We start from the raw sequence: 23,022 nt of genomic DNA on the forward strand, positions 1-23,022 counted from the left end.
CCAGCAGGACCAGTATGGATCGCATTCGTATCGTCGGCGGCAACCCGCTCCACGGCATCATCCCGATCTCGGGGGCGAAGAATGCCGCTTTGCCGCTGATGATCGCCGGTCTGCTGACCCCGGAGACGCTGATCCTGGACAACGTGCCGCGGCTCGCTGACGTCGCCCAGCTGCAGCGCATTCTCGGCAATCACGGTGTGGACATCATGGCGGTCGGCAAGCGCCCCGGCGACGGCCAGTACCAGGGCCAGACGCTGCAGATCTCGGCCGCCGACATCATCGACACCACCGCGCCCTACGAGCTGGTGTCGCGGATGCGGGCGAGCTTCTGGGTGATCGCGCCGCTGCTGGCGCGCATGCACGAGGCGCGGGTGTCCTTGCCCGGCGGCTGCGCCATTGGCACCCGTCCGGTCGACCTCCTGATCATGGCGCTGGAGCGGCTCGGCGCCGGCATCGACATCGCCGCAGGCTATGTCGTCGCCAAGGCCCCGGGCGGCCTGCGTGGTGGCACGATCGACTTTCCCAAGGTCACGGTCGGCGGCACTCACGTCGCGGTCATGGCCGCGAGCCTCGCCAAGGGCACGACCATCATCACCAACGCCGCCTGCGAGCCTGAGATCACCGATCTCGCCGACTGCCTCAACAAGATGGGCGCGCGGATCGCCGGCGCCGGCACGCCCCGCATCGAGATCGAGGGCGTGGCGTCGCTGCACGGCGCGCGGCACACCGTGCTGCCCGATCGCATCGAGGCCGGCACCTACGCCATCGCGACCGCTATGACCGGCGGCGACGTCCGGCTCGCCGGCGCGCGTCCCGAGCTGTTGCAATCCGCGCTCGACGTGCTGGCCGAGGCAGGCGCGGAGATCAGCAGCGATGCCGAGGGCATCCGCATCGTCCGCAATGGCCACGGCATCCGCCCCGTGCAGGTCACGACCGCGCCGTTTCCCGGTTTTCCGACCGATCTTCAGGCCCAGCTGATGGCGCTGATGGTGCGCGCGCAGGGCGCCTCTGAGATCACCGAGACCATCTTCGAGAACCGCTTCATGCATGTGCAGGAGCTGGCCCGCTTCGGCGCCCGCATCAGCCTCGACGGCGAGACCGCGCGGATCGAGGGCGTCGGCACCCTGCGCGGCGCGCCCGTGATGGCGACCGATCTGCGCGCCTCGGTGTCGCTGGTGATTGCCGGGCTTGCCGCCGAAGGCGAAACCATGATCAATCGCGTCTACCATCTCGATCGCGGCTTCGAACGGCTGGAGGACAAGCTCAAGGCCTGCGGCGCCACGATCGAGCGCATCCGCGAGTGAGGGCCGTTCCGCCAAGAGGATGATGCCGTGACCGACCGGCTCAAACTGATCGCGCTCGATGCCGACGACCTCGCCGTCATCTCCACCCACGTGCAGGACGCGCGGGTGCAGGCGGCCGACATCATCTGGCGCCAGGCCGAGAAGCGGCTGGTGATCGGCATGAACCGGCTCGACTGGGACCAGGCCCTGCACGGTCAGGCCGAGCCGCGCCGTTTGCTGGCTGCGCTGCGGTTCGACCGGGTGCTGGCGTGCAAGTCGCGCCGGATCGAGCTCGATGCGCCCGCGGCCGTGCTGGAGCTGATCGGGATCGAATTCCATCCCGGCGCCGAGCCGCCTGCTGGCAGCGCGCTTCTGCTGTTCTCCCATGGCGGCGCGCTGCGGCTGGATGTCGAATGCCTGGAATGCGAGCTGACCGATCTTGGGGAGGATGATCTGGGCGCCGGCGACGATGGGCCGACGCTGTCGGGATAGGCCCCGTTCTGAGGGTTGACGGCCCCGCGCTGCCACGCCATTGAGCAGGAGATCGGGGGTGAGCCGCCCCTTCGGAAAGCGCCAGACATGCCCATTCGTCTCACCCGCGACAGCGCCGATTTCGACCAGAAGTTTCGGCAGTTTCTCGCCGCCAAGCGCGAGGTCTCCGCCGACGTCGAAGCCGCCGCCCGCGCCATCGTCGACGACGTCGCGAAACGCGGTGATGCGGCGCTGATCGAGGCGACGCGCAAGTTCGACCGGCTGGAGCTCGACGCGTCGTCCCTGCGCGTCACCGCCGCCGAGATCGAAGCGGCGGTCAAGGCCTGCGATGCGGCCACGCTGGACGCGCTGAAATTCGCGCGCGACCGTATCGAGGCCTTTCATCTGAAGCAGCTGCCGCAGGACCAGCGCTTCACCGACGAAGCCGGCGTCGAGCTCGGCTGGCGCTGGAGCGCGATCGAGTCGGCGGGGCTGTATGTGCCCGGCGGCACCGCGGCCTATCCGTCCTCGGTGCTGATGAACGCGATTCCCGCCAGGGTCGCAGGCGTGGCGCGCCTCGTGATGGTGGTACCGGCGCCTGACGGCAAGCTCAATCCGTTGGTTTTGGCCGCCGCCCAGCTCGGCGGCGTCTCCGAGATCTACCGGGTCGGTGGCGCCCAGGCCGTGGCCGCGCTCGCGCATGGCACGGCGACGATCGCGCCGGTGGTCAAGATCGTCGGGCCAGGCAATGCCTATGTCGCGGCCGCCAAGCGGCTGGTGTTCGGCAAGGTCGGCATCGACATGATCGCCGGGCCCTCCGAGGTGCTGGTGATCGCCGACGATAGCGGCAATGCCGATTGGATCGCGGCGGATCTTTTGGCCCAGGCCGAGCACGACGCCAGCGCGCAGTCGATCCTGATCACCGACAGCCGCCGCTTGGCCTCCGACGTCGCCCGCGCCGTCGAGGGCCAGCTCAAGACCCTTCCGCGCGCCGCCATCGCCGGCGCCTCCTGGGCCGATTTCGGCGCCATCATCGAGGTCGACCATCTCGACCAGGCCGTGCCGCTCGCCGATGCCATCGCCGCCGAGCATCTGGAGATCATGACCGCTGATCCCGATGCGTTCGCGGCCAAGGTCCGCAATGCCGGCGCCATCTTCCTCGGCGCGCACACGCCGGAGGCCATCGGCGACTATGTCGGCGGCTCCAATCATGTGCTGCCGACCGCGCGTTCGGCGCGGTTCTCCTCCGGCCTTGGCGTGCTCGACTTCATGAAGCGCACGTCGCTGTTGAAATGCGGTCCGGACCAGTTGCGCGCGCTGGGACCAGCGGCGATGACTCTGGGCAAGGCCGAGGGTCTCGACGCCCATTCACGCTCCGTGGGAATACGCCTCAACCTGCCATGACCCAGCACCCGCCAGGCGACGACCGGACCAATCGCATCGTGGCGGTGACGCTCGACGAGGAGTCGATCGGCCGCTCCGGTCCGGACATCGAGCATGAGCGGGCGATCGCGATCTACGACCTTGTCGAGGAGAACCTGTTCGCGCCGGAAGGCGCCGACGGCGCCGGTCCCTTTACCCTGCATCTCGGCATCACCGCCAACCGGCTGATGTTCGACATCCGCCGCGAGGACGGCACGCCGGTGGTCACGCATCTGTTGTCGCTGTCGCCGTTCCGACGGATCGTGAAGGACTATTTCATGATCTGCGACAGCTACTATCAGGCGATCCGCACCGCCACGCCCGACAAGATCGAGGCGATCGACATGGGCCGCCGCGGCATTCACGACGAGGGCTCGCATACCCTGCAGGAGCGGCTGAAGGGCAAGGTGCGGGTCGATTTCGAGACCTCGCGCCGGCTGTTTACGCTGATCACCGTGCTGCACTGGAAGGGCGAGGGCCAGTGACGCCGCGGGCTTCCAATCGCGCGCCGCGCCCGGCTGAATTCTCCGCCGCCCACGCGTTCAAGGGGGGCGTGTAGGCGCATGGCCGAGGGGCCGCCGCGCGCGCACCAGCCGCAGGCGGTGCTATTTGCCTGCGGCCAGAACAGCGTGCGCTCGCCGATGGCCGAGAGTCTGCTGCACCAGATGTTTCCGCAGGCGCTGTATGTGCGCTCCGCCGGCGTCAAGAAGGGCGAGCTCGACCCGTTTGCCGTGTCCGTCATGGCCGAGCTCGGCCAGGACATCTCGCAGCACAAGCCGACCACCTTCGAGGAGCTCGAGGACTGGGAGGGGCTGAATTTCGATCTCATCATCACGCTCTCTCCCGAAGCGCATCACAAGGCGCTGGAGCTGACCCGCACCATCGCCGCCGACGTCGAATACTGGCCGACGCCCGATCCGACCGGCACCGACGGCAATCGCGAGCAGAAGCTCGCCGCCTATCGCGAGGTCTGCGACGGGTTGTTCGCGCGCATCCGCAAGCGCTTCGGCAAGCCGGGACCTGCGGGGCTGTGAGTTGCCGACCCGGTTCCCGTGCTGGTGTCATCGAACCGAAACACCAGCGTCGTCCGCCGCTCAAACTGCCGCCGTAGAGCAGGCTGTCGCAGCCTTGTCGCACCCTGGCGGGTTGTGGAATGGCAGCCCTTCCGATAGGTTCCGCGCGCCCGCCCCACAGCTTTCGAATCCCTCAGCGAAATCAGCATGCTCGGCCGTCCCAAAATCGTTCTTGCATCCGGCTCGCCGCGGCGTCTGGCGCTGCTCAACCAGGCCGGCATCGAGCCCGATGCGCTGCGCCCCGCCGATGTCGACGAGACGCCGAAGCGTGGCGAGCTGCCGCGCGCCTGCGCCAACCGGCTGGCGCGCGCCAAGGCCGATGCCGCGCTGAAATCCGTCCAGCTCGACGACGAGCTGCGCGGGTCCTTCATCATCTCGGCCGACACCGTGGTCGCGGTCGGCCGCCGCATTCTCCCGAAGGCCAATCTGGTCGACGAGGCCTCGCAGTGCCTGCGGCTGCTGTCGGGCCGCAACCACCGCGTCTACACCGCGATCACGCTGGTGACGCCGAAGGAGGCGTTCCGCCAGCGCCTGGTCGAGACCCGCGTCCGTTTCAAGCGGCTCAGCGAGGACGACATCCAGGCCTATATCGGCTCCGGCGAATGGCGCGGGAAGGCCGGCGGCTACGCCGTGCAGGGCATCGCCGGCTCGTTCGTGGTGAAGATGGTGGGCTCCTACACCAATGTCGTCGGCCTGCCGCTCTATGAGACCACGACCCTGCTCGCCGGCGAGGGGTTCCCGATCCGCTTCGGCTGGCTCAACACCGTCGCGGTCTGAGCGCCGCGGGGGTTTATCCGCCGGCGCCAACGCCTAAAATAGCTGCCGATGTCAAACCAATCGCCCAAGCCGACCGCCGCTACGTCCGCCAAGCCCGTCCGCCGCTGCCCGATCTGCCGCCGGCCCGCGGCTGATGCGGTGCAGCCGTTCTGCTCGCCGCGCTGCCGCGACGTCGACCTCCATCGCTGGCTGAGCGGCTCCTATGTCATCCCGGCCACCGAAGGCGACGAGGACGACGTCGAATAGTCTCGTATTTTCATGGTTTTGCCCCGCAGCACCGGCCGGCGCAGGCGGGCTCGCGCCGTTGTTGCGCGACTGCAAAAGGAATGTGGAAACTTGCCCCTCAGGGCGGTAGACAGCGCCGTCCCGGCCCACTATAACCCGCCGGCTCGTTGGGCTTTTTCGCCCTCAAGAGACCTGCCCAGGTAGCTCAGTTGGTAGAGCATGCGACTGAAAATCGCAGTGTCGGTGGTTCGATTCCGCCCCTGGGCACCACGCTTCGCCCTTCGGGCTACGCGTGGCGCAGCCGCGCAGTGGCCCGAAGGGCGAAGCGTGCCCGGCGAAGCCACTTGGCGTAGCCGGGCGTGTGAGCCCCGCTTGCCCGCGCCTGAGCTGCGCTCTCTGATCCCAATCAACCCTGTCAAACAGCCTGCCGCTTCTTCGCAGCCTTGCTCACGGCCATGCCGCCGCGATCTCGCGGCCTGATAGGCCCGAGCTCTGCTGCAGTTGGCGTCCTCTTCGGTTGAGAGGGCGCGGGGAAGGCCGGGTGCTGGTCGCACCCGCGGTCCGCGTGCAGCAAGAAAGCACGCGGCAGAACCACAGGTACGGCCGAACATCCGGCCTTCCCCGCGCGATGGCTTTACGGCTTATACGCGATCTCCCCGGGGACCGGCTGTCTTGCCCCCGTCGCCCGCTGCGCTCGTCATGAACGCCGCGACCTTGGCGCCAGCATCGGGACGCCAGGACCACGCGACTTCGCCGTCCGCACCTCATCAGTCGTCGCGCAAAAGCGCCTGACGAAGCCGCGGCCATCGCATCCCCGCCTCACGTGCCGTGACGATCGCGATACGTCCCTCTCGGCGAAGCAGGATGGCGGGATAAGATCACTGATTTGGGGGCGGCGTCAAGATTTTTTCTGGTATTCGGAAGTTTCGGTCTGAGCCGTTGCCTTGCCGCGGCACATCGGTCGTCGTGTTGGCCGCCATCAAACTCACGGATGATGTCGACCTGCCTCCCGAGCGCGACGAATCATCGCTCGGCGCTGACCAGAAACACGCGGCGAGAAAAGTGCATCGTCACCGTAATCGAAAGAGACACCGGATAACCTCAGCCGTTGCGCAGGCCCGGCGTTTCAACAAAGAACGGATATCGGAGATCGTCGATATCGGGAGCGTCTTTAAATTGAGCCACCAGCGTCATCAGCAGCTCCTCGCCGAAATACTTTCGGAAGATCGCCGCCGCAAACCCGAACGAGAACTCCGATAGGTCATGCGCGACCGGAGCCAGCTCTCCGAGAAGCCTTTTGTGCGCCTCATTCACATCCGGCTCGCCGATAGCATTAGCCATCCCGTGTACAAGAACGAAATCGGAGACGAAAAAGAACACGTTAAGAAGCGCGTCGTTGAAGTAGATCGCCCAGTCGGCTTCCTCGCCTCCGTCATTTGAGCTTGCCTTCTGGAAGGCACCTTCCATTTCGTCGATGGTGGGATGGTGGAAAGCATAGCTGTCCCGAATCACCGTGAGCATATCGATCTTGCCAAACCGCATTTTGAGGCGATCCAGCGCTTCCGCGGCCGGCGCATCGAGCAACGGCAGATATTCCCGGCCAAGCGGCCGTTTCACAAACCGCCCCTCCACCAGCTTTAGCGCCTCGCGCATAGCCCCAATCGTCAGGCGCACGAAGATCTGGGTCTGGGCACCCTCCAGCCGCTGCTTTACCGGGTCGTTCTCTTCGCCATTCGTCAGGATGGTCACGAGCTTCCACAGGGCGTTCACCTGGTTCGACGCATATCCGAGCAGCAGGAAAAGGCTGCGCTCCTCCTTGGTCATCTTCAGCAGATGTTCCTTCGTGACCGGCAGCCGAAGAATGTTGAGCATCTTTTCCACCCTCCTGCGCCGGCCGTATCGGCAACCGCGCAGTCTATTCTTGATGCTGCCCCACAGCGATAAGAGCCGCTGAAATACTCCGTGCATTCTACCTTTTCCCCACGGAGCGCGGTTATCCGCTGGCCAGGCCGCTATGACGGCCGGTTGAACTGGAGCATGTCAGCGAGGAGAGCAAGATTCGTAGAACTCAATTGCCTCGGCCTCGCAGTCGGCGTAGAGGGCCGCGATGTCGTAGTCGAGGTCGGGTCTGTACGGGTCGTTCTGGTTCTCATTCGCTAGAAGGTAGCGGTGATAATAAATCGCCGCTTCTCTCGCCATGTCCATCACAGGGACGTCCATCTGCCTGCGTGAATCAAGATGGGCGATAAACTTGTCCCGGTATGTGCGCATTTCGTTGATGTAATCATTGAACTGCGTTTCCGTGCAGGTGAGCTGTGCGAGCAGCCCCTGAAGAAATTGCGCTTTGTCTGTGACGACGTTCTGCCAGGCATGTTGTTCGGTGGCGACGAACAGCTTGAGCCATTCCAGCACCATGACGTCGAGAAAATTACCGTTGATAGAGCCGTGGATGCGGCTTCGTCTCCCGAAGCGCAGTTCGCCGCCGTTCCAGCCTGCGCGGTAATAGGCAAGATTGCGAATGCAGTGGCCGCATAATATCGCGGTCCTTCTCAGCCTCTCCCGGCGTGTCAGCGGCGCTTCCGTCATCGAACCTCTCTTAGTAAATTATACCGCGCCCGGCTTTCCGGCACGGCCAGCCTTTCTTGTTCTGTCCCCCATTTTCCTCCACTCGGCCTGCCGTCCTCGCGTCCTTTCATCCGTATTTAGCGATAGCTGCTTTGACCTGAAGCTGTCGCAAATGCCGAAAGCGGCATTCCTCCTCTCACGTTTCAGCCCTGACGGGTACACAGCCCGCCAAAGCCCTCCTGCCGTCCGCATGAGGCCGCGATGTCCGCGAGCCGAAGCCGATGGAGGAAGAAATGAGAGTCCTGACACAAGCCGAGATTGCCCGCTTAACGAAAACCGAGCTGCACGCGCTGCTGCGCGTGATCGCGGGCGAACTGCCGCGCCTGCCGGAGAATTCTCCGGAGCTGCGCGCGGCGCACTTTAATCTGCGCAATATCCGCCTCGCTCTCGCGCGGCCCGAATACAGGCCGCGTTGATTGCGCCCGATGTCAGAAGCTGTAGGGCCGCGCTAGGTGATTGCCCAGCGCGAAACTATAAGTGTAGTATCGCAGAAAAAGGCAACCCAGGTTGCGTGCTCTATTGGTTATGAAAATTATTGCGGGGACAATTATTTATGCAGGCAGAGACAGCATGGGTAAAGCCGCCCTTTCAAGTCGGCGGCCTCGATCATCTTGCGGTGCAAGCAACGTGCATAAATATATACGGACGTTTGCTGCCCGGAATTACGAATGTCACGGACAGAGCCCGGTATTATTCCTTCTACCCGTGGCTGATATGGGCCTTCGACAAGGCTGGGCATCGCGAATTTAACGACAATTTCGTCGAGCGCTTTCGCCGGGCCGATTGCTTGTTTTGCCTGGTTTCGCAGCGTCATGCCGATGTGTGTGGGGACGATGCGGACGATCACTCGGCGGCGATGGTGGGTAGCGACACCCTTGCGGACGTGGCAAGGGCGTTGGGAGCAGATGGTGTTATACGTCTATCTGACTTTTCGTTGCGTGAAGGAGCGAAGAAACGTTATTTCGCGAACAAACTCGGGGGGCTCGGACAGTATTATCTCGGCGTTCTGAGGGAGCTTTCGATCATTGACGGTGATGCGACCGCCGGCATTCGTTACACTCGGCAGCTGGGATCTGTGATCGCGGAACAAATGGATTGCAGCGTCAATCGCGCGCTTTTCATGGAGGCGGTAGACACGGATCGGGTTACGGCAGCGGAGCTCGATGCCCTGCATGGCTTTTGCCCCTGCCAACTCTGCAACAACCCGGGCGAACAAAAGATACTTGGCGAACTGTTTTTTGTCCGGGATCGCTTCCGTGACACGGAGGCCCTGCCGCGGCAGAGATCGCTTAAAATAATTTTGCAGCTTGCCGATCTGCTTTACGCGAAGGGCGAGCAACTGTCCGAGCCATTGTTTCGGGCCTGCATATATTCAGGCAGCCTGCCGGGGGGAACTCCTTGGGCTGTGCCTTCCGCCCTCGCGAATACGCGAGAAAAATGGGCGATCTATGCTCGCAATGAGCTGCTGTCGATTGCCGTTCAAGGACTCTTCTATGCCTTGCTCGATGCCTACGAAGCATCCGGCCTACGGATGGATGCAAGTACCGATATCGCAAATTGGTTCACGGAGCAGCGTGAAGTTCTTGAAGCTTTGGACGAATTGGGCCAGCAAAGAACGTTTTCGGAATGCGTTGCAGACAGTAAGAGTTGGTTGCCTGCGCTGGCGGACTGGAGCGAGAAAATGCATGAAGTGCAGCTGACGGAACGGATCGCTGCACTCTCGCGTGGGATCAAGTCCGCCGAGAACCGCAAGCAAATCGTGTCTGCGGCTCTGAAAACGTTGATAGCGCTCGCGCGCAGAACCAATTCCGCGGATCGGCAATATGCCGATCTGGTCTTTGAGCCGGACTATTTCCGATATTACCCGATCAATCTTGAGTCATTTGCCCGTCACGTCTCGGGAAGCTGGGCGTCTTCGACAATTGGGGAAGTGCTCCGATGGCTCGCGATTAACTGGGGCCTGGAGATACATCTGCGCGTCGCCTTAAGGAAATTGAGAGGGCAATCGCAATCTACTTTCAGGATACGGCCCTCTGATCGCGGCATGGAAGTGATAGCAATTCCGCCCGCCGTTCACACAAGGCCGCGCTTCAATCAAGCGGTTCGGGTGCTTAAGGATATCGGCGCACTTGAAAAGGCCCCGCTGGGCTGGCAGCTCAGCCCTATTGGGCGAGCGCAATTCGAGCTTGCAGATGCTCAATAAAATCTCGCTGATCGACGAACTGAAGAAGGGCGGCTATGAAGCTTCGCTGATTACCACCTACAACGCTTATCTTCCCTTCTATGAAGAGGTGGTACTGCGGCGGCTCGCTAATGCCGGTGTCCGGCACAATGCTCTGCTGATGGATGCTCAGCAGTACGCGGCATCGCTCATCAGCCACCCGCCCCGACTTGCCGGCCGGCAATACACCCTTCTGCCCGTGAGCGTACCGGGAGCATTTCATCCAAAACTGATTTTCCTGGCGGGCAAGAGCAAAGGAGCGATACTCGTCGGCAGTCACAATATGACGCTTGCGGGCTTTGGATTTAATCGAGAGATAACAAACCTCGTTCAAATCCGGGAAAAGGACACGGCAGGAATTAACCTTGCTCAGGACGTCTGGAAGGAAATCGAATTTTGGCTGAATGACTTTACGGTTGGTGTTCCCGACCACGTCCGATCCATGATCCGCCGGGTCAAGGAATTCGCGCCCTGGCTGAACGGATCACCATCTGCGGACCCGAAAATCAGGTTACTTGCGGGACGCCCAGGTGGAACGCCCCTATGGCAACAGTTCACTGGGCTCTTGGACGGCGAGACCTCTCAATTTTCGGCGGGCGGAGCGTTCTTCGACCAGGAATTGAGTTTTCTCAAGCGCGTGAAAAGGGATTTGCAGCCGGGCAGGATAACTGTGGCGGTCGATCCCAAGACGGTTCAGATGCCTGTTCAGGCTCAAGCTCTCGAAGGCATGACGTTTGTCCAGGCGGGGCGCATTGGCTGTGACGAGAAATCCGACGAACCGTATCTCCATGCCAAGTTTGTCTTGGCGCAGCAGAAAGAAGGAATGTCCGTTTTTGCATCGGGCAGCGCGAACCCCAGCCGGCCCGCATGGCTGGCCGACGATGCCGGTGGCAACGTCGAGCTGATGCTCGCCCGCATTGGAGACGATGCTCTCAAAACGGCCAATTCACTCGGCTGCAGCGATATACACACCTTCCCGACCCTGACCCAAAAAAACTGGGAAGAGATTTCTATAAATCAGACTCAGTGGGAAAAAGCTCCTGCCACAGGCATACGTAGCGGTGTCGCTTTGGCGGAAGCAACACGCATCTTGTTCGACTTGGACTTGCTGAAGGGTTTCCGCGATTTGACTTTCGCGATAATTGCCGCTGATGGGAGCGCAATCAGTAATTCCGTTGACGTCGCTGTTGAGGATCGCTTCGCGGTCTTGAATTTCGCGACAAACGACATCGAAAAAGCCATCGCTCTTCAAGGATTCGACGCGAGCAAACTTGCATTGAATCTTGCCCTTCATCATGCGGGGATAGTCGAGGAGCAAGCCCGAAGCGGAACGCAGCGACGCCTTAGAGATGCTCTCGCGAGCCTAGACACCGACAGTCCGGATATCTCACTCCTGATTCAGTGCATCGATAAGATAGTTTTTGACGAGGACGACCCAGCCGCTGCGGCCCAGCCGGCGAAAAGGGCAGGTTCACGAAATTCGCAGCAGCCAACTGGACCCGATTCCGTTGCAACGCTGGAAATCGATGTCAGCGAAATGAGAAAAGGCGGAAAAAGGCAGCGGCTCAATCATTCTAGCGATTTCGCCTATTTGCTCGATGCACTGATCTACCACTTGCGCCTGCATCAGGACAAATCACGCGAAGAGCTTGACCGGTTTGGCCGAACTGAAGAAGAGCAGATCGGCGCGGACGACGATCCTGACGCGGAAGTCGCTCTCACGCCGGACAAGCAGGCTGAGCTTCTGGTCGCGTGTCATTCAAAGGTCCGCACTGTTGTGAACAGAATGATTTCACAAATGAAGGCCTACGCTGAAGGGAAGGTGGCACTTACCAAAATACTTATCCGTCTTCTGGGAGTGCTGGCCGTGCTCAGAGAGTTGCGGTCATGCGATGGCCGTGCCGCCTGGATCGAAAAGGGTAAAACAGCGGTGCCTAAAGATCAGCGACTGCGCCTCCTGGAAGCAGTCATGCTGAATATTTTTGAGCGCGAGCCGTCAACGTCGTCGCTGCTTAGTCTTGAAGCGCTCGGAGAGGAGTTTAGTGAAAGTGATGACGTAGCCCGTCTGAAAGGATTGCTGTTGTGGCTGGCATGGGACTGTGGCCTGACCCTGAATTTGCATAAGCCATTCAGGGAGAGTCCGGAGGCGTGGGAGCAAAGACTGAAGCGGAACGCCATGATCGTTGCACTCGCACAGGTCATACTTTCAGACGAGACCGTTATCGATGAGGCGCGGGAAAGTATCGGAAGCTTCACTGCAGGCGAACTGGACTGGCTAAGGGACATTCGTCGGTTGGCGGATAGTTTCGCCACCCTACGCGCCGATAAGGGGGCATTGCGGCGGGGTGAATTGGCTGAAGCGGGTGACATCGCGTTCCATAAGACAGCCGAAGACTGGATTGTCCGTATGGTTGCGGGCCGGAATGGCGGCAAAATTTCGCTCGTGGCTTTGAAAGAGAACAGGCCCCGGCTCACCTATCTGGCAGACCACCTTGCTGTCGCTTCACTATCGTCGGTATAGGGGCAAGCGAAGGTCGCGTTCGACCGCGCCCTTGCCGAAACGCGTCCGGAGGCGCGGATCACGCAGGAGAGGATCGCTTAATTCGTCGGGGTCATGCGGACGAATGTCCCGACGGGCGAAACGCCCTTCCGGAGGGCCTACATCCGAGTCGAGGTCGATCAGGTCGAGGTCGATGAATCCGCATCATCGGCAGGCGGACCGTGCTGGAACGCCTCGCGCCTCGTCATGGGCGGCGGGGTGATTCCGGCCGGAGTGCTCAGGTTTGCTCGCAAGTGGCGCACCCGACATGATTCGAACGTGTGGCCTTAGCCTTCGGAGGGCGACGCTCTATCCAGCTCGTCAAACAGCCCATCGATCCGAAACGAATCGCCGACGCCGACGATGTAGCTCGGCGAGTTATGGTTGAGGCCGAAGGAGTTGGGATTACGTTGACGCTGCACGAAACTACGCCAAGGGCGCCGAGGCGTCCGACACGCCGAGGCCCCCCGCGAACAAGCCGGCCGATCAGGAGCCGAAATAATCGCATGATGTCGATGTGACCTCTCTCACAGCCCGCCGCGCGATTGTGCGTCAATGTCGTCCCATGTGGTCCTGGCACGCCGAACAAGGGATGTGATGACATGCGCTGGAGTGACTCAGCCAAGGGATTTGCGGTCGTCCTGGTGGTGACCGTCGCCGGATACCTTTCCACGACCTATGTCGACCACCGATTTGCCGCGCTCGAGGTATCCTCGGATGCGACAACGAGCCCGCCCCCGACATCCTCCGCTTGCGTCGGCGAAGACGGCCGCTGGCGCAATTGGCCATGGGCGAACGTGCCGATGCTCTCGCCGGCGTGTCGGCACGATCGATAGACCGTGCAAACGTCGTCGGCCCCAGCATTACGGTGACAGTGCATTTAATAGCTTTTCGAAATCGGGGCAGCCGTCGCAGCGCGCCTCGGATCAAATGCACTGGCGCGGCCATGTTCGTCGTGTTGAGGCCCAGGCCCGGGGCAAGCAACTCCCTCGCCGCCGCTGCGACTGCGCCTTTGACTCTGGGTTGCGGAAGTGATGATCTACACCTGATGGTGGGGCGATCAAAATCGGGCCAATCACACGCACCCAGGGAGGCGATGATGAACGGCAACGGCAATAGGCTCGTGGCGGAGGCGATCGGCACCTTCTGGCTCACATTCGGCGGCTGTGGCAGTGCGGTGATCGCTGCTGGGGTGCCTGATGTCGGGATCGGCATGCTTGGCGTGGCCCTCGCTTTCGGTCTCACGGTGCTGACCATGGCCTACGCGATCGGGCACATCTCCGGCTGTCATCTCAATCCGGCGGTGACGGTGGGGCTGGCCTGCGGCGGCCGGTTTCCGACCAGCCTGATCGTGCCCTACATCATCGCGCAGGTCGTCGGCGCGATCGTCGCAGCTGCGGTGCTGTATGCGATCGCCAGCGGTGCCCCGGACTTCAGTCTCGCCGGCGGCTTTGCCGCCAACGGCTATGCCGAGCATTCGCCCGGCAAATACGGGCTCGGCGCCTGCCTGCTCACCGAGTTCGTGCTGACCATGATGTTCCTGTTCGTCATCATGGGGTCGACCCACGGCAAGGCACCGGCCGGATTTGCCCCGATCGCGATCGGTCTCGCCCTGACGCTCATTCACCTCATCAGCATTCATGTGACCAACACGTCGGTGAACCCGGCGCGCAGCACCGGGCCGGCGCTGTTCGTGGGCGGCTGGGCGCTGGCGCAGCTCTGGCTGTTCTGGGTGGCGCCGCTGCTCGGCGGCGCGGCCGGCGGCTTCCTCTATAGCTGGCTCAGCCCGGAGCCGGCCGGCGATGTGACAGGTCAGAGCGTGATCGAGAGGAGTGCGTAGGGATTTGTCCTTACGCGGTCACATCGCGCAGAGTCGTTGGCCGGCCGAGTCCTGGTCATTTGACGTGTCGGCCATTGGATCGTCGGCCTTTGTCAGCTCTGGACGGGCCGCAAAGAGCGGCATTGCCGTCCGCCGACCGATGTTCGGCTGGCGACCCGTCCTCACGGCACGACCGCGCGGGCCAGTTCCTCGAGTGCCGCGCGCCGGCTCTCGTTGAATTTGTCGAGGCGCCATTGCGGGATACTGCTCCAGTCCTGCCCGGCGAGATCGCAGGCGAGTGCGACGGGATCGTTGTGCAGCAACAGGTCGCGTTCGGCCCGCGGCGCCGCGTCGTAGCGCGACCAGAGCTCCCGCACCGCCCGCGCGGCGTCGTCCTGCGTCATTCCGAACACCTGAACCAGCGCGGCCTGCGTCATGGCCTGGTGGCGTTCGTGGATGCGGATGCGGGAGTCGTCGTCCAGCTGCTCGATGTGCATGGCCTGATCTCCAACGGGAGCCTCTCACGGGAACAGCGGATTGCCGGTCGCGATGCCGCCGACCGGCGCGCCCAGCGCGGCGACCGCGTTGGCCCCGATGCAGCAGATCTGATCGCAATTGGCGTAGGTGATCGACTGCGGAAATGCCGCGACGGGGCCATGGACAAGCTCGTAAGCAGTGCCTCCGCTCCGGCCATGCGTCGCACTTCCGAGCCGATTGAATAGCACGAAATCATGATAGTCGCTATCGGCCAGGACGAAGGTGAGATGCTCGCAGGCCGCAGCCAGATCCCGGTCCATGTCGTAGCTCAGCACCGCCGCGACGCCGGTGGCGTGGGACGGCAGGTTTCTCACCTTCTGATTGGCCCATTGCTGGGCCTGATGCAGCGTCGTGGTGACATAGAAGCCCTGGCCGAAATCGGCGGCGCCGCGTCCGGCGCGCGGGTTGATGCCATGGCTCACGATCAGCTGCGCATTCGCCAGCGTCGTCCCGTGATAGACCCGCGCCGGTGCGTTGCTCCAAGCCACAGCCGCATTTCTCCGCCCTGATCGCCGCCGATCGTATCACGGGTCGATTTCGTTTTGGCAGGAACGCCGCGCGCAATCCCGCTCCATGCCGGTCTTGCCGCCGGCGTTGCGCATTCCATCGTGATCGAACCCTGCGGGCGCTTCGGCTGCACCGGCCTTAGGGATCTCGTCTTCCTGCCCGCCGGCAAGGCCCTGCTGTCGCGGCGCGCGAGGGCGAGCAGCAAGCGCCACGCGGTCGTCGTGCGTTTCAGCCGGACGCGCGGCCGGTACGAGCGGCAGGGGCTGCTGGTCGAGCCGCAGGTGCTGGCTGAGCAGGGTGAACGGATCGCGGGAGCGGCGCGGAGTCGTCGCCCGTTTTGGCCGCGCTCACACCTTCATGTCGATCACGGTCCGGCTCATCTCGTCGCTCGCCGTCAGCACGCGCGCATTGGCCGCGAAGCTGTACTTGGCGACCAACTGGCTGATCATCTCCTGCGCGAGATCGACATTGGGCGCGGCGACCAGGCCGTCCTTGTTGGCGAAGGGAGCCGTCGGATCGTAGCTCGCCGACGTCGCGGAGCTTGCGGTGGTGACGGTGGTCTGCGTGCCGCCGCCGGCTACATCGCTTTGCACCAGCTCGAGCGGCGAATAGGCTTTCGGCGCGTTCGCCGGCAGCGTGCCGTTGGCGTCGGGCAGCGCACCCGTGCTCCTGGCATTCGCGACGTTCGAGGCGGAGACCTCGAGCCGGCGCGACGCCGCGTTCATGCCGGAGACTGCGATGGTGGCGATGCTGCTCATGCGTGCCTTGTCGAGGCGTGGTGGAACGCCAACTAAACCCTTCGCCCGGTAAGCAAGGGTCAAGCTCGACCGCAAAATCAGAACGATCGGAGCAAGGCTCCGTTCACCATTGGCCCTCGCGGCGCCGGCGTGTTTGGCGGCCCTTCGTCCTCACCGCGGCGCGGGTATGCGAGGCAGGCGCCACCATGTGACGGTCGGCCGCGAGACCCGATCATTGGACGGGTGCCGGGCTATTGCTCATATCAAGGGCATATGATCTGCTGGATGGACGATGTCCGCCCGGTCTGGGGATGGCGGCCCGACGCTGTTCTCGACGCCGCGGCGGCCATGTCATAGAGCCGTCCGGTCAGCGGAAAAGCCGCCATGCAGGCGTGCGGGATATCTGGGAGGAGGCCGGCTCGGCGCCATGGCGGGCAGCGATAGCGAAAAATCACGGCTCGACGACGCCGCTCGCGCCGGCTGGCTCTATTTCATCGCCGGCCACACCCAGGACGAGATCGCCCGGATGCTCCAGGTGTCGCGCGCCTCGGCGCAGCGGCTGGTCTCGCTGTGTCTGGCCGAGCGGCTGATCACGTTCCGGCTCGAGCATCCCATCGCCTCCTGCATGGCGCTGGCGGCCCGGCTCAAGGAACGCTTCGCGCTGGTGCATTGCGAGGTGGTGCCGACCGACCCGGCCGCGCCCGCCGGCGCCGCCGGCATTGCCGAGCGCTGCGCCAACCTGCTCGAAACCACTTTGCGCACCGAGACGCCCGTCATCATCGCGCTCGGCACCGGCCGTGCCGTGCGCGCCGCGGTCGAGCGCGTCTCGCCGATCGACCGGCCCGAACACCAGATCGTCTCGCTGGTCGGCAACATCCTGGCAGACGGCTCGGCGAGCTTCTTTGATACTGTGGGGCGCCTCGCCGACCGCACCGGCGCGCGGCACTATCCGATGCCGCTGCCGTTCCTGATGGGCTCGGAGGACGAGCGCGACCGCATGGTCCGGCTCGACGCGATCGCCAAGGTCAAGGCGGTGGCCGACAAGGCCGACCTGAAGCTGGTCGGCATCGGGCAGATGGACCAGAAGGCGCAGATGCATGTCGACGGCTTCGTCACCCGCGACGAGCTCACCGAAATGATGCGGCTCGGCGCCATCGGTGAGATCACCGGCTGGGCCTATGATGCCGGGGGCCGGGTGATCGCCGGCGGCACCAACCGGCGGCTCACCAGCATTCCGCCCGAGGTGCCGGCCCGTGCGATGACGATCGCCGCGGCGCTTGGTCCGGCCAAGATCCCGGCGATCCGGGCAGCTTTGATTGGGCGGCTGATCAACGGCTTGATCACCGACGAGGCCACGGCGCGCGCCATTCTGGCGTAACGGGTCGGCCACGCCGCTGCTCCCATTCTTCAATCTCAGGACTGATCCCCGTCGCGCCGCACAACCTGTAGGCGCCGGCGAACGCTTGACAAAGCATGACCAGTGTTGTGAACATCAGCTCAGCCCGTGAGCATATGTTCAAAAGACACGGGAAGGGAGGACACCGTGAAGATCATCTTCACTCGGACGAGCATGCTTGCCGCCCTGATGGGCGCCGCCGCGCTGCTGACCGCCGCGCCCGCAATGGCCGAGACCAGCCTGACCATCGCCACCGTCAACAATGGCGACATGATCAGGATGCAGGGCCTGACGAGCGAATTCACCAAGGCCAATCCCGACATCTCCGTGAAATGGGTGACCCTGGAAGAAAACATGCTGCGCCAGCGCGTCACCACCGACATCGCCACCAAGGGCGGCCAGTTCGACGTCCTCACCATCGGCACCTACGAGGTGCCGATCTGGGCCAAGAAGAACTGGCTGGTGCCGCTCGACAAGCTCGGCGCCGACTACGACGTGGGCGACATCCTGCCGAAGATCAAGGATGCGGTGTCGGTCGACGGCAAGCTCTATGCGGCGCCGTTCTACGGCGAGAGCTCGATGGTGATGTACCGCACCGACCTGTTCGACAAGGCCGGGCTGAAGATGCCGGAGAGCCCGACCTGGGACTTCGTGATCGACGCCGCCAAGAAGCTCACCGACAAGCAGGGCGGCGTGTTCGGTATCTGCCTGCGCGGCAAGGCCGGCTGGGGCGAGAACATGGCATTCCTGACCGCGATGTCGAACTCGTTCGGCGCGCGCTGGTTCGACGAGAAATGGCAGCCGCAGTTCAACACGCCGGAATGGAAGAAGACGCTGTCGACCTATGTCGACCTGATGAAGGAAGCCGGCCCTCCCGGCGCCAGCTCCAACGGCTTCAACGAGAACCTCGCGCTGTTCAACTCGGGCAAATGCGCGATGTGGATCGATGCGACGGTTGCTGCCTCGTTCGTGACCAACCCGAAGGACTCCAAGGTCGCCGACAAGGTTGGCTTCGCGTTGGCGCCGAACACCGGCCTCGGCAAGAACGCCAACTGGCTGTGGGCGTGGAGCCTCGCGGTCCCCGCCGGCTCGCAGAAGGTCGAGGCGGCCGAGAAGTTCATCGCCTGGGCGACCAGCAAGGACTATCTCAAGCTGGTGGCATCCAAGGACGGCTGGGCCAACGTGCCGCCAGGCACCCGCACCTCGCTCTACAAGAACGAGGAGTACCTGAAGGTCGCGCCGTTCGCCAAGCTGACGCTCGCCTCGATCGATGCCGCCGATCCGAACAAGCCGACGGTGAAGCCGGTGCCGTATGTCGGCGTGCAGTATGCCGCCATTCCTGAGTTCCAGGGCATCGGCACGGCGGTCGGACAGCAGTTCTCCGCTGCGCTCGCCGGCTCGATGACGGTCGATGCGGCACTCGCGGCGGCACAGTCCTCCACCGAACGCGAGATGAAGCGCGCCGGCTACATCAAATAGGCGCGCCAAGGTTATCAGCTCGAAACCAAAACTCCTCCCGAGCTGATCACTGGCGGCCATCCCTCCCCACGGGGATGGCCGCATTTTCTCTCCGATGGGGCCGGCATGCGAGCTTCGTAGGGTGGGCAAAGCGAAGCGTGTCCACCGCGCCCCGGCAAAGGTGAAGATGGTGGGCACGGCGTTTTGCGCCTTTGCCCACCCTACGCGAGTTATCAGCTCGTCATTGCGAGGAGCCCAAGGCGACGAAGCAATCCAGAGTCCCGCCCGCGACACTGGATTGCGTCGCTTCGGTCGCAATGACGATGCCGCTGTGCGCGAACGAGGACAACCAACATGGCCACCAGACAGACGCAAATCCTGGCCCGCGCGCTGCTGTCGCCCGCGGTCATCCTGCTGTTCATCTGGATGATCGTGCCGCTGGCGCTGACGGTCTACTTCTCGACCCTGCACTACAGCCTGCTCGATCCCGGCTCGGAGAGCTTCGTCGGCCTGGAGAATTTCGAGTACTTCCTCACCGACCCCGCCTTCCTCGCCTCGCTGCAGAACACGCTCGTCCTGGTCGGCTCGGTGCTGCTGCTCACGATCGGCCTCGGCATTCCCCTGGCGATCCTGCTCGACCAGCCGGTGATCGGCCGCAACATCATCCGCCTGATGGTGATCGCGCCGTTCTTCGTGATGCCGACCGTCAGCGCGCTGGTGTGGAAGAACCTGCTGATGCACCCCGTGTCCGGCCTGTTCGCGTGGATCGCGACCTCGCTCGGGATGACGCCGATCGACTGGTTCACCGACGCCCCGCTGCTCGCCGTCATCTTCATCGTCGCCTGGCAGTGGCTGCCGTTCGCGACCCTGATCCTGTTGACCGCGCTGCAGTCGCTCGACGAGGAACAGAAGGAGGCGGCCGAGATGGACGGCGCCAGCGCGGTGTCGCGCTTCATCTATCTGACCGTGCCGCATCTGGCGCGCCCGATCACGGTGGTGATCCTGATCGAGACCATCTTCCTGCTCACCGTGTTCGCCGAGATCTTCGTCACGACAGGCGGCGGGCCTGGATTGCAGACCACCAACATCGCCTTCCTGGTCTATTCGCAGGCGCTGATCCAGTTCGATGTCGGCACCGCCTCGGCGGGCGGCCTCGTTGCTGTCGTCATCGCCAACATCGTCGCCTTCTTCCTGGTCCGCATCGTCGGCCGCAATCTGGAGGCGTGAGCTCATGGCGCGCAAGGTCACCGGACGTCATGTCGTGATCTCGACGGTAGCCGCGTGGCTCGCCGGGTTCGTGATCTTCTTCCCGATCCTGTGGATGGTGCTGGCGAGCTTCAAGACCGAGCTAGAGGCGTTCGCGACGCCGCCATCGTTCCTGTTCTTCCACTGGACCACCGAGAACTACGCCACCGTGCAGGAGCGCAGCGACTACCTGCATCACGCACTGAACTCGCTGATCGTCGCCGGCGGATCGACCTTGATTGCGATGTTGATCGCGATTCCCGCGGCATGGTCGATGGCGTTCTCGCCGACCAAGCGCACCAAGGACATCCTGCTCTGGATGCTCTCGACCAAGATGATGCCGCCGGTCGGCGTGCTCGTTCCGATCTACCTGATCTACAAGAACATGGGGCTGCTCGACACCCGCAGCGGGCTGGTCTTCATCCTGTGCCTCGGCAATCTGCCGATCGTGATCTGGATGCTGTTCACCTACTTCAAGGAGATCCCGAAGGACATCCTGGAAGCGGCGCGGATGGACGGCGCCACGATCGGCCGCGAGCTGATCTACGTGCTGACGCCGATGGCGATTCCCGGGCTGGCCTCGACCATGCTGCTCAACCTGATCCTGGCCTGGAACGAGGCGTTCTGGACCTTGAACCTGTCGACCCTGAATGCGGCGCCGCTGACGACCTTCATCGCCTCCTATTCGAGCCCGGAAGGCCTGTTCTGGGCGCGGCTGTCGGCGGCCTCCACGCTCGCGATCGCGCCGATCCTGATCATCGGCTGGTTCAGCCAGAAGCAGCTCGTGCGCGGGCTGACCTTCGGCGCAGTGAAATAACGAAAGGCTGGGACCATGGGACGGATCACGCTTGAAGGTGTGCAGAAATCGTTCGGACCCGTCCACATCATCAAGGGCGCCGATCTCGACATCCCCGATGGTGCCTTCGTGGTGTTCGTCGGCCCGTCCGGCTGCGGCAAGACCACGCTGCTGCGGCTGATCGCAGGGCTGGAGGACGTCACGGGCGGCCGCATCCTGATCGATGATTTGAACGTCGTTGACGTGCCGCCGGCCAAGCGCGGCCTGTCGATGGTGTTCCAGTCCTACGCGCTCTATCCGCATATGAGCGTGCGCGGCAACATCGCCTTCGGTCTCAAGATGGCCGGGCTGCCCAAGGCCGAAATCAATCAGAAGGTCGAGGCGGCGGCTGCCACCTTGAACCTCACGCCCTATCTCGACCGCAAGCCGCGCGAGCTCTCCGGCGGCCAGCGCCAGCGCGTCGCGATCGGCCGCGCCATCGTGCGCGAGCCCAAGGCGTTCCTGTTCGACGAGCCGCTGTCCAATCTCGACGCCGCGCTGCGCGTGCAGATGCGGCTCGAGGTGACGCGGCTGCAGAAGCAGCTCGGCACCACGGCGATCTACGTGACCCACGACCAGGTCGAGGCCATGACCATGGCCGACAAGATTGTGGTGCTGAACGCCGGCCGCATCGAGCAATATGGCTCGCCGATCGAGCTCTACCAGCGGCCGGCCAATCTGTTCGTCGCCGGCTTCATCGGCTCGCCGAAGATGAACTTGATCACCGGCGCAGAGGCCGAACGGCGCGGCGCCGTCACGATCGGCGTAAGACCCGAGCATGTCGGCATCGTCGACGAGGGCGGCGAGGGCTGGCGCGGCAAGGTCGTGATCGCGGAGCATCTCGGCAGCGACACCTTTCTCTATGTCGATGCAGGCCTGCTCGGCACGCTCACGGTGCGCGTTGTCGGCGAAAAACGCCTCAGCGCCGGCGACGAGGTGACGCTGCGGCCGGAGCCGAACCGGATCTATCGCTTCGATGCCAACGGCAATTCGATCTTCGCATGAGAGGTGACGCCCCCTCCGGGTGTCAACGACAACAACGGACCACGACGATGTATCTGGAAAAATTCAAACTGAACGGCAAGACCGCGTTGGTCACCGGCGGCGGGCAGGGCATCGGCCTCGCCTGCGTGGAGGCGCTGGCGGAGGCAGGCGCCCGTGTCGTGATCGCCGATCGCGATGCCAAGGCGGCGGCGGACGGGCAGGCGGCGATGAAAGCCAAAGGCCTGGACACCGAGACCGCGCTGATGGACGTCACCAATTCGGCGCAGGTCACGGCGGTCGCCGACGATCTGGTCGCGCGTTACGGCAAGGTCGACATTCTCGTCAATAACGCCGGCATTGCGCGCAGCGAGACGCCGGCCGAGACCGTGACCGACGAGCACTGGCTCAACGTGCTCGACGTCAATCTCAACGGCACGTTCTGGTGCTGCCGCGCCTTCGGCAAGCACATGCTGACGGCCAAGAGCGGCAGCATCGTCAACATCGGCTCGATGTCCGGCTTCATCGTCAACAAGCCGCAGGAGCAGTGCTTCTACAACGCCTCGAAGGCCGCAGTGCATCATCTGACCAAGTCGCTGGCGGCCGAATGGGGCGCGCGTGGCATCCGGGTCAACGCCGTCGCGCCGACCTATATCGAGACGCCGCTCAACGCCTTCGTGAAGAGCAATCCGCGCATGTACGACGCCTGGATCGGTGGAACCCCGATGGGGCGCATGGGGCAGGTCGAGGAGATCGCCTCGGTGGTGCTGTTCCTGGCCTCGGAGGCGGCAAGTTTGATGACCGGCAGCGTCGTCGTTGTCGATGGCGGCTACACTTGCTGGTAAGCTCTCGTCAAAATTGACGGGAGTGG

Annotated in this window: 23 protein-coding genes and 1 tRNA gene; 18 read left to right on the forward strand and 6 right to left on the reverse strand. The window is 63.4% G+C overall.

Features of this window, described 5'->3' with window-relative positions; genetic code table 11:
- Window positions 1-14: 14 nt before the first annotated feature.
- From murA to LQG66_RS27960, 8 genes are all read left to right on the forward strand, one after another.
- On the forward strand, window positions 15-1,304 hold the full coding sequence (murA, locus tag LQG66_RS27925; RefSeq protein ID WP_231318933.1) for a UDP-N-acetylglucosamine 1-carboxyvinyltransferase: 1,290 nt from the start codon (window positions 15-17) through the stop codon (window positions 1,302-1,304).
- 27 nt (window positions 1,305-1,331) lie between these two features.
- Window positions 1,332-1,775, forward strand: a complete 444-nt coding sequence (locus tag LQG66_RS27930) for a DUF2948 family protein (RefSeq protein ID WP_231318934.1) — start codon at window positions 1,332-1,334, stop codon at window positions 1,773-1,775.
- A gap of 87 nt (window positions 1,776-1,862) precedes the next feature.
- Window positions 1,863-3,158, forward strand: a complete 1,296-nt coding sequence (gene hisD / locus LQG66_RS27935; RefSeq protein ID WP_231318937.1) for a histidinol dehydrogenase — start codon at window positions 1,863-1,865, stop codon at window positions 3,156-3,158.
- Window positions 3,155-3,661 (forward strand): UPF0262 family protein, encoded by a 507-nt coding sequence (locus LQG66_RS27940; protein ID WP_231318938.1) that lies wholly within the window; start codon window positions 3,155-3,157, stop codon window positions 3,659-3,661. The genes hisD and LQG66_RS27940 overlap by 4 nt, the downstream gene beginning before the upstream one ends.
- Window positions 3,662-3,739: 78 nt before the next feature.
- Window positions 3,740-4,210 (forward strand): arsenate-mycothiol transferase ArsC, encoded by a 471-nt coding sequence (locus tag LQG66_RS27945; RefSeq protein WP_231318940.1) that lies wholly within the window; start codon window positions 3,740-3,742, stop codon window positions 4,208-4,210.
- Between the two features lie 186 nt (window positions 4,211-4,396).
- A complete protein-coding gene (locus LQG66_RS27950) occupies window positions 4,397-5,026 on the forward strand; it encodes a Maf-like protein (RefSeq protein WP_231318948.1) in 630 nt (209 codons plus the stop codon).
- Window positions 5,027-5,074: 48 nt separating this feature from the next.
- Complete coding sequence (gene yacG / locus LQG66_RS27955; protein ID WP_231318950.1) at window positions 5,075-5,272, forward strand: DNA gyrase inhibitor YacG; 198 nt, start codon at window positions 5,075-5,077, stop codon at window positions 5,270-5,272.
- A 173-nt stretch (window positions 5,273-5,445) separates the two neighbouring features.
- A tRNA-Phe gene (locus LQG66_RS27960) sits at window positions 5,446-5,521 on the forward strand.
- Between the two features lie 831 nt (window positions 5,522-6,352).
- On the opposite strand, the gene LQG66_RS27965 is transcribed toward LQG66_RS27960, so the two are convergent.
- Window positions 6,353-7,123: a hypothetical protein gene (locus tag LQG66_RS27965; protein ID WP_231318953.1), complete on the reverse strand. Its 771-nt coding sequence runs from the start codon at window positions 7,121-7,123 to the stop codon at window positions 6,353-6,355.
- Window positions 7,124-7,291: 168 nt separating this feature from the next.
- Window positions 7,292-7,837, reverse strand: coding sequence for a hypothetical protein (locus tag LQG66_RS27970; RefSeq protein ID WP_231318955.1), 546 nt, complete (start codon window positions 7,835-7,837; stop codon window positions 7,292-7,294).
- A 272-nt stretch (window positions 7,838-8,109) separates the two neighbouring features.
- Here LQG66_RS27970 and LQG66_RS27975 point away from each other — a divergent pair, with 272 nt between their 5' ends.
- From LQG66_RS27975 to aqpZ, 4 genes are all read left to right on the forward strand, one after another.
- On the forward strand, window positions 8,110-8,292 hold the full coding sequence (locus LQG66_RS27975; protein WP_231318958.1) for a hypothetical protein: 183 nt from the start codon (window positions 8,110-8,112) through the stop codon (window positions 8,290-8,292).
- Window positions 8,293-8,429: 137 nt separating this feature from the next.
- Complete coding sequence (locus LQG66_RS27980) at window positions 8,430-10,079, forward strand: hypothetical protein (protein ID WP_231318960.1); 1,650 nt, start codon at window positions 8,430-8,432, stop codon at window positions 10,077-10,079.
- Entirely contained in the window at window positions 10,069-12,618 is a 2,550-nt protein-coding gene (locus tag LQG66_RS27985; protein WP_231318962.1) for a phospholipase D-like domain-containing protein, read from the forward strand. Before LQG66_RS27980 ends, LQG66_RS27985 begins: the two co-directional genes overlap by 11 nt.
- Before the next feature lie 1,117 nt (window positions 12,619-13,735).
- Window positions 13,736-14,476 (forward strand): aquaporin Z, encoded by a 741-nt coding sequence (aqpZ, locus tag LQG66_RS27995; protein ID WP_231318965.1) that lies wholly within the window; start codon window positions 13,736-13,738, stop codon window positions 14,474-14,476.
- Between the two features lie 161 nt (window positions 14,477-14,637).
- Here aqpZ and LQG66_RS28000 read toward each other — a convergent pair whose 3' ends face one another.
- The 4 genes from LQG66_RS28000 to LQG66_RS28015 form a co-directional block, all read right to left on the reverse strand.
- Window positions 14,638-14,952 carry a hypothetical protein gene (locus tag LQG66_RS28000; protein WP_231318967.1) on the reverse strand — a complete coding sequence of 105 codons (315 nt, stop codon included), beginning with the start codon at window positions 14,950-14,952 and terminating at the stop codon, window positions 14,638-14,640.
- 24 nt (window positions 14,953-14,976) lie between these two features.
- Window positions 14,977-15,480 (reverse strand): DUF3990 domain-containing protein, encoded by a 504-nt coding sequence (locus tag LQG66_RS28005; protein ID WP_231318969.1) that lies wholly within the window; start codon window positions 15,478-15,480, stop codon window positions 14,977-14,979.
- A gap of 36 nt (window positions 15,481-15,516) precedes the next feature.
- A complete protein-coding gene (locus LQG66_RS28010) occupies window positions 15,517-15,711 on the reverse strand; it encodes a hypothetical protein (protein WP_231318971.1) in 195 nt (64 codons plus the stop codon).
- A gap of 135 nt (window positions 15,712-15,846) precedes the next feature.
- Entirely contained in the window at window positions 15,847-16,257 is a 411-nt protein-coding gene (locus LQG66_RS28015; protein WP_231318974.1) for a flagellar basal body rod protein FlgC, read from the reverse strand.
- A gap of 406 nt (window positions 16,258-16,663) precedes the next feature.
- On the opposite strand from LQG66_RS28015, the gene LQG66_RS28020 reads away from it, so the two are divergent.
- The 6 genes from LQG66_RS28020 to LQG66_RS28045 all read left to right on the forward strand — a co-directional run bounded on the left by LQG66_RS28020 (window position 16,664) and on the right by LQG66_RS28045 (window position 22,996).
- On the forward strand, window positions 16,664-17,614 hold the full coding sequence (locus tag LQG66_RS28020) for a sugar-binding transcriptional regulator (protein ID WP_231318976.1): 951 nt from the start codon (window positions 16,664-16,666) through the stop codon (window positions 17,612-17,614).
- 207 nt (window positions 17,615-17,821) lie between these two features.
- The gene (locus tag LQG66_RS28025; RefSeq protein ID WP_425601363.1) at window positions 17,822-19,111 is read left to right on the forward strand and encodes an ABC transporter substrate-binding protein; all 1,290 of its coding nucleotides are present in this window, start codon (window positions 17,822-17,824) and stop codon (window positions 19,109-19,111) included.
- A 333-nt stretch (window positions 19,112-19,444) separates the two neighbouring features.
- Entirely contained in the window at window positions 19,445-20,317 is an 873-nt protein-coding gene (locus tag LQG66_RS28030; protein ID WP_231318979.1) for a carbohydrate ABC transporter permease, read from the forward strand.
- 4 nt (window positions 20,318-20,321) lie between these two features.
- Entirely contained in the window at window positions 20,322-21,152 is an 831-nt protein-coding gene (locus tag LQG66_RS28035; protein WP_231318982.1) for a carbohydrate ABC transporter permease, read from the forward strand.
- Between the two features lie 15 nt (window positions 21,153-21,167).
- Window positions 21,168-22,175, forward strand: a complete 1,008-nt coding sequence (locus LQG66_RS28040; protein ID WP_231318984.1) for an ABC transporter ATP-binding protein — start codon at window positions 21,168-21,170, stop codon at window positions 22,173-22,175.
- Window positions 22,176-22,222: 47 nt separating this feature from the next.
- Window positions 22,223-22,996 carry an SDR family NAD(P)-dependent oxidoreductase gene (locus LQG66_RS28045; protein WP_231318985.1) on the forward strand — a complete coding sequence of 258 codons (774 nt, stop codon included), beginning with the start codon at window positions 22,223-22,225 and terminating at the stop codon, window positions 22,994-22,996.
- The last annotated feature ends 26 nt before the right edge of the window (window positions 22,997-23,022 follow it).

The sequence above is a fragment of the Bradyrhizobium ontarionense genome, from assembly GCF_021088345.1.
GTDB classification, from domain to species: domain Bacteria; phylum Pseudomonadota; class Alphaproteobacteria; order Rhizobiales; family Xanthobacteraceae; genus Bradyrhizobium; species Bradyrhizobium ontarionense.

What these genes read in the sequence shown, in the direction of transcription:
- murA (WP_231318933.1), top strand. Translation starts at nt 15, where the DNA reads ATGGATCGCATTCGTATCGTCGGCGGCAACCCGCTCCACGGCATCATC.
- hisD (WP_231318937.1), top strand. Translation starts at nt 1,863, where the DNA reads ATGCCCATTCGTCTCACCCGCGACAGCGCCGATTTCGACCAGAAGTTT.
- LQG66_RS27940 (WP_231318938.1), top strand. Translation starts at nt 3,155, where the DNA reads ATGACCCAGCACCCGCCAGGCGACGACCGGACCAATCGCATCGTGGCG.
- LQG66_RS27945 (WP_231318940.1), top strand. Translation starts at nt 3,740, where the DNA reads ATGGCCGAGGGGCCGCCGCGCGCGCACCAGCCGCAGGCGGTGCTATTT.
- LQG66_RS27950 (WP_231318948.1), top strand. Translation starts at nt 4,397, where the DNA reads ATGCTCGGCCGTCCCAAAATCGTTCTTGCATCCGGCTCGCCGCGGCGT.
- yacG (WP_231318950.1), top strand. Translation starts at nt 5,075, where the DNA reads ATGTCAAACCAATCGCCCAAGCCGACCGCCGCTACGTCCGCCAAGCCC.
- LQG66_RS27965 (WP_231318953.1), bottom strand. Translation starts at nt 7,123, where the DNA reads ATGCTCAACATTCTTCGGCTGCCGGTCACGAAGGAACATCTGCTGAAG.
- LQG66_RS27970 (WP_231318955.1), bottom strand. Translation starts at nt 7,837, where the DNA reads ATGACGGAAGCGCCGCTGACACGCCGGGAGAGGCTGAGAAGGACCGCG.
- LQG66_RS27975 (WP_231318958.1), top strand. Translation starts at nt 8,110, where the DNA reads ATGAGAGTCCTGACACAAGCCGAGATTGCCCGCTTAACGAAAACCGAG.
- LQG66_RS27980 (WP_231318960.1), top strand. Translation starts at nt 8,430, where the DNA reads ATGCAGGCAGAGACAGCATGGGTAAAGCCGCCCTTTCAAGTCGGCGGC.
- LQG66_RS27985 (WP_231318962.1), top strand. Translation starts at nt 10,069, where the DNA reads ATGCTCAATAAAATCTCGCTGATCGACGAACTGAAGAAGGGCGGCTAT.
- aqpZ (WP_231318965.1), top strand. Translation starts at nt 13,736, where the DNA reads ATGAACGGCAACGGCAATAGGCTCGTGGCGGAGGCGATCGGCACCTTC.
- LQG66_RS28000 (WP_231318967.1), bottom strand. Translation starts at nt 14,952, where the DNA reads ATGCACATCGAGCAGCTGGACGACGACTCCCGCATCCGCATCCACGAA.
- LQG66_RS28015 (WP_231318974.1), bottom strand. Translation starts at nt 16,257, where the DNA reads ATGAGCAGCATCGCCACCATCGCAGTCTCCGGCATGAACGCGGCGTCG.
- LQG66_RS28020 (WP_231318976.1), top strand. Translation starts at nt 16,664, where the DNA reads ATGGCGGGCAGCGATAGCGAAAAATCACGGCTCGACGACGCCGCTCGC.
- LQG66_RS28025 (WP_425601363.1), top strand. Translation starts at nt 17,822, where the DNA reads ATGGGCGCCGCCGCGCTGCTGACCGCCGCGCCCGCAATGGCCGAGACC.
- LQG66_RS28030 (WP_231318979.1), top strand. Translation starts at nt 19,445, where the DNA reads ATGGCCACCAGACAGACGCAAATCCTGGCCCGCGCGCTGCTGTCGCCC.
- LQG66_RS28035 (WP_231318982.1), top strand. Translation starts at nt 20,322, where the DNA reads ATGGCGCGCAAGGTCACCGGACGTCATGTCGTGATCTCGACGGTAGCC.
- LQG66_RS28040 (WP_231318984.1), top strand. Translation starts at nt 21,168, where the DNA reads ATGGGACGGATCACGCTTGAAGGTGTGCAGAAATCGTTCGGACCCGTC.
- LQG66_RS28045 (WP_231318985.1), top strand. Translation starts at nt 22,223, where the DNA reads ATGTATCTGGAAAAATTCAAACTGAACGGCAAGACCGCGTTGGTCACC.